Genomic DNA, 5,146 nt, shown 5'->3' on the forward strand with positions numbered 1-5,146 from the left:
AGTTGCCCGCGAACGCTGTAGTAGTAATGAGTGACCTGTCCGTCAGGATCGACAGCCTCGGTGATGTCGCCCTCGGCATTGCGCCGATAAATCCACACCGCATCGCCACGCGAACGCCGATGCAGGAAACCGTTGCGATACTCGTAGGAAGTCGGCGCATCCGCCGCAGGAATCAGCGCAATCAGCCGTCCGACATCGTCATAGCGGTACTCGGTGATAGAACCCAGCGCATCCTGTTCAGCGACCAACCGTCCCTGATCGTCGTACGCCTTGAGTTGCTCACCGCCATCGGCCTCAACCTTGCGCACCAGTCGCGCACGGTCGTCGTGAACGTAAACCTCTTCAGTGCCATCGACGTAATGCACCGCGACACTGCCGTCGTCATCCCAGACATAACGCGTGTCCATCTGCGAAAACGACGCCCAGTGCCGCACGCAGCGCGCAGCCTTGCCAGCCCGTTCCCACTCCCAGAAAAAACTCGCACCACCGGTCAGCTGTCGCTGCAGGATGACGTGCGCATCGTCGTAGTCGTAGCGCTCGCTTTCACCTGCGGCATTGGTCGCCGCGAGCAAACGCTGACGCGCGTCATAGCAATAACTGACGAGGGTTTGCTCGGTACGCCACGTCTCTTCAAGGCAATCGGCTGGATGAAAACTCTGGTAGTCGATCGCAATCAGTTGCGCACGGTCGTAACGCAACTGCAGCGCCCGCCCCGCGCCATTGTCGAGACGACTGATGCGATCCTGACGATCGCGGCTGATGCGTAAACGGTTGTCGTACGCATCGCTAAGCGCCGTCAGACGCCCGGCCCGAAAGTGGTAAAACCGCGCCGTTTCCCCAGCCAGCGCGAGGATCAATTCCTCCGGCTCATCCCCGAGAAAAATTGCTGCCCGCGACAGACTGTTGTGAATAGAAGGCCGCTCAACACTCGGCAACGGTAACCGTGTGCGCCTATTCTCGTGATCGACCCAAACAACCGAGTCACCATCAAATTCCAATCGATGCGCCAGCGAATGGCTCCAGCCAAACCCCTGCCCGACATCGATTTCCACGGCACTGGTGCGATACAACCGGGTGAACTCAAACGGCAACACACCATCGAGCACGCCATCAGTCAGCGTGAGCAGTTCTTCGCCGGTGACCATCGACACCGGACAACCGTTGGTGCAGGTACGCGGTACACAATCAGCGCTGTCCCCGTTGGGATTTTTCGCCTGATCCGGAGCGTCATCGTGGTGCTCGTCTTTCTTCAGCAAGGCGTTGCGCTTGGCATCCCAACGCAACTGCATCCGGCCTTTTTTCACCCCGGCGGCAATCCCGCGTGCAGCGACTTTTTTGTATTTGTCGACGTACTTGATGAAGCCTTCGACGATGGCGAACATCGCCTTCAGCAACCGCGTCAACGCTGACAACAACTGCGCGGCGCGGTCAGCCAGACGCAGCGTCAGATAAGCGATGCCGGCACCCGCACCGACAAACGTCAGCACGACGCCGATCAGCACATCGATCAGCACCTGCACGATCATCATTGACGCAGCTTCGGCGGTTTTGCCGGCGATTTCGCTGGGCGGCAGCATCTCCAGCCAAAGGCTGGCGGTACGCAGCAGCAAACACAGCGCCGCTTCATCGCTCATCAGCAGTTGCAGCTTTTCCATGACATCGGGAGCCGTCTCCGCCAGCTCCTTTAACTGCGTGGCCCCAGCCCCCAACCGCTCGGCAAAGGCCCCGGGATCCTTGAGAATGTCCGAGAGCAAACCGATGCTGTCCCACACACCCTCGATCGCCGCCCAACTTCCGGCCAGCATGCCGTTGCTTGCCGATGTCGCCACCGATTGCGACCACTGCGGTTTAAAACCCTGCCACTCACCGCGCAGCCAGCCGTCGAGTTCACCGGTCAGGCCGTCGTAGGCTTTAAACAGGTCATCAACCTGGGCCGTGGTGACCTCGCTGTGCACCAGCACCCGATAGAACTTGCCCGCTGTGCCCTTGAACAAGCCTTTACCTTGCGCATCAAGGGTCACGGGGGTGACTTCGCCACTGTCCATGGCGATCACATCGACGGTGATGTTGCCGAGCGCAATGTCGTACACCGACTCGAACTTGCTCTCGATCAGCATCGGCCCGCTCTTCGGGCACTGGACGACGCCGGAGAAAAACTCGTTATCGGTACTGCTGACAACGGTGCTGTTTTCGCCGAAGCGGATGATCCGCTCCATGCCCATCAGCGACGGCAGATCCGCCGCGTGGCTGACGTTGTCTGCGGCACGGCTGGCCCAGTGCTTGAGCTGTTCGCGGTAGAGACTGAGGCTGGCGGGAAAGCTGTCGAGTTCTTGCTCGATGCGAGCGATGGCGTCCATCAGCGCACGTCAAAGCGCGAATTGGACGGGTTAATCGGGTCGAACATGAGCGTTCCCTCGCGCAAAAAAATAGGCGCGGGAACTGTGCGGGGGATCAATCAGGAAAGAAGTCGGCCAAGTAGGCGATGGTTGTAGGACTAATCTGTAAACGCTTACCCACAGCTAAACAAAAGAAGCCAAAACGCAAACAGGGCGTGAGGTTTCCCTCATGCCCTGTTTATTAATGACGAGATTTACTGGCTGGAATCGCGCGAACTCAATTCTTGCAGTTTGTGCTCGGCCAATGGGTGCCCAGCCTTGGCGGCCATGCTCCACCAGCGCGCAGCCTCCTCTGGATCCGGCGCCTTGCTCGGCGTACCGGCAAGGCTGATCACGCCGACCTGATAGGCCGCTTTGCCATCGCCGGCCAGTGCCGCCAGACGCAGCAGTCGCACGCCCTCTTCACGCGCGCCCAGACCCACACCGCGAAAGGTCAGAATGTGCCCGTAAAAGCTTTGCGCGCCGACATCGCCGAGGTTGGCCATGCGCGCAAATTGCCCTTCCATCCAGCGCCAGATGCGCGGCTGGCGAACACACCACGACCAATGAAACAGCCGGCGGGCCAGCCAATAACTGGCCCGCGCCTTGAGGCGTAAAAACACTCAGGCCTCCGCCGATTCCGGGTACTCGTATTCGAACACTCTGACCACTTCGGAAGCGTGCCACGACGCGGCGGCAACTCCGTCGGACGGCCCGGAAAAACGCCCCAGACGTTCAACACATTCAAAAAAACCGGTGCGCGGTAAACGGCTCGCGCCTTGGCTGATTACCAGTGAACTGCGCAGCGGTTGCTCGGCCTTGGCATCCAGCGCGGCGAGATGTTCAAGTGCAGCGGTCAGGGTTTGCATGGCCGGTGTCGGCAGTTGCAGACGCTCAAGCAAGGCGCGATACGTCAGCAGATGACGCTGTCGGCGCGCCTGATCCAACTCCCCCAGCAACCCGTCCCAATGTTGTCGACTGATGCGTACGCTCACGATTCATCCCTCCAACCTGGCACCGTCAATTCCCAGGCCAGGCTGCGGCGAATCGCGGCGTCGGGCGCACGCTCACCACTTTCGATCATGGCCAGATAAGACGGGCTGATGCCTACCGTGCGGGCCAGCGCCTCGATGGCGATGCCCTTCCCTTCGCGCAAACTGCGGAGTTGATCCAGACCTGGAAGAATCGGGTCTGAAGTGGCCGCGACAGGCGTTGGGGCCGGACGCGACGGTGTTTCGTTGAGACCTGCTGCTTTGAGTAACGCCTGATATTGAGCCCATGGCAGAACCGCGTATTCGGGTTCGCCATCGCGTGCAATTATCTGAATATCCATGACTACCCCGTAGGACAACAACACTTAGCGAGTCGGCACTTTTCCCTAGAAGTGTAATCCTAACAGCGGCTAAGGTCGCGGGGGCGATCTATCTATCGCAGGTCTTGGTTATTCAGGGCTTTTTCGGGCCTTCCAGTTGCAGTTGTTCAGGTGTATCGGGCAGACGTTCGGCAACCGCGAGTTTTTCCGGACGCTGACGACTGCGCCACAGGCGGAACGCGTTGAGTTCTTCGTCGAGGGTTTTCATCAGCCAGGCGAGCACGGCGATGTCGTCGAGCATGCCGAAGACCGGGATGAAATCCGGAATGGCATCGACCGGACTGAGGAAGTACATCAACCCCGCCACCACCGAGACCAACGCCTTGCCACTGATTGCGCGGTACTCGCCACGCCAGTAAGCCAGACACAGCGCCTGCAGCAAACGCAGGTCATCTTTGAGCTTGCCAAGGCGATTGCCTTGCGCGGCGCCTTTGCTGGCCACGGCGAACAATAAAGTCGGCAGGCGACCACGGGCCAGCAAACGGCCAGCGAGGGGCAGGAATCGAGCGAAATTCCACGGAGCTTTCATCTATTCCTCCCGATGAAATGTTATCCACACAAATTGTGGATAACCTTGTGAACAGAGCTGCATTTCGGCGCTGAGAGCCCCGGTTTATAAGGGCCGCGCTCAGATCGGGCGTTTTTTACTCACATAAAAAACCCCAATATTTCATTGACTTGGCGGCTCAGGGCGTCTAGCGCGGGCAGCCTCAAAGCTATGACTCCCCTGACCGGCATCGGTTCGCTCTGTTTACGCCCGCCAACCTGCAGATGCAACAACGCCCCGCTTAAGCGAGGCGTTGTTGTTGAAGCCGAAGCTGCTTACTTGGCAGCAGCAGCGTCTTCTTTGGCTGGATCCTTGATGGCCAGCAGTTCCAGGTCGAAAACCAGAACCGAGTTGGCCGGGATTGCCGGGCTTGGCGATTGCGCGCCGTAAGCCAGATCGCTAGGGATGTACAGTTTGTACTTCTCGCCAACGTGCATCAGTTGCAGACCTTCAACCCAACCCGGGATCACGCCGCTTACTGGCAGATCGATCGGGCTGCCGCGCTCGACGGAGCTGTCGAATACGGTGCCGTTGGTCAGCTTGCCGGTGTAGTGAACAGTCACTACGTCCGTCGGCTTAGGCTGTGGGCCGTCGGCCTTTTTGATGACTTCGTATTGCAGGCCGGAAGCAGTTGTTGTCACGCCTGCTTTCTTGCCATTTTCTTCGAGGAATTTCTTGCCAGCGGTTGCCGACTCTTCGCTCATCTTGGCCATACGCTCTTCGGCACGCTTTTGCAGCGCGGCGAAAGCTTCAACCAGTTCTTCGTCTTTCAGCTTCTGTTCTTTCTTGCCGACGGCATGCCGATCAAGCGGTGGAACTGGATTCGCTGCGCTTTCGGCAGATTCTTTCCAA

General features: G+C 59.0%; 6 protein-coding genes. All 6 read right to left on the reverse strand.

Annotation, left to right across the window (positions count from 1 at the left end; translation table 11 throughout):
- Positions 1-2,357, reverse strand: a 2,357-nt coding sequence (locus tag ACIP1X_RS27720; RefSeq protein WP_400755861.1) for a DUF6531 domain-containing protein, incomplete at its 3' end; no start/stop codon positions are given.
- A 233-nt stretch (positions 2,358-2,590) separates the two neighbouring features.
- Entirely contained in the window at positions 2,591-2,998 is a 408-nt protein-coding gene (locus ACIP1X_RS27725; RefSeq protein ID WP_053118607.1) for a tetratricopeptide repeat protein, read from the reverse strand.
- A complete protein-coding gene (locus ACIP1X_RS27730) occupies positions 2,999-3,370 on the reverse strand; it encodes a hypothetical protein (protein ID WP_003223109.1) in 372 nt (123 codons plus the stop codon).
- A complete protein-coding gene (locus ACIP1X_RS27735) occupies positions 3,367-3,708 on the reverse strand; it encodes a helix-turn-helix transcriptional regulator (RefSeq protein ID WP_212544286.1) in 342 nt (113 codons plus the stop codon). Before ACIP1X_RS27735 ends, ACIP1X_RS27730 begins: the two co-directional genes overlap by 4 nt.
- A gap of 112 nt (positions 3,709-3,820) precedes the next feature.
- Positions 3,821-4,276, reverse strand: coding sequence for a YkvA family protein (locus ACIP1X_RS27740; RefSeq protein ID WP_053118602.1), 456 nt, complete (start codon positions 4,274-4,276; stop codon positions 3,821-3,823).
- Between the two features lie 293 nt (positions 4,277-4,569).
- Positions 4,570-5,146 (reverse strand): FKBP-type peptidyl-prolyl cis-trans isomerase (locus ACIP1X_RS27745; RefSeq protein WP_400755862.1); only part of this gene is annotated, 577 nt, incomplete at its 5' end.

Source organism: Pseudomonas sp. NPDC088885 (genome assembly GCF_044750025.1).
GTDB classification, from domain to species: domain Bacteria; phylum Pseudomonadota; class Gammaproteobacteria; order Pseudomonadales; family Pseudomonadaceae; genus Aquipseudomonas; species Aquipseudomonas rustica.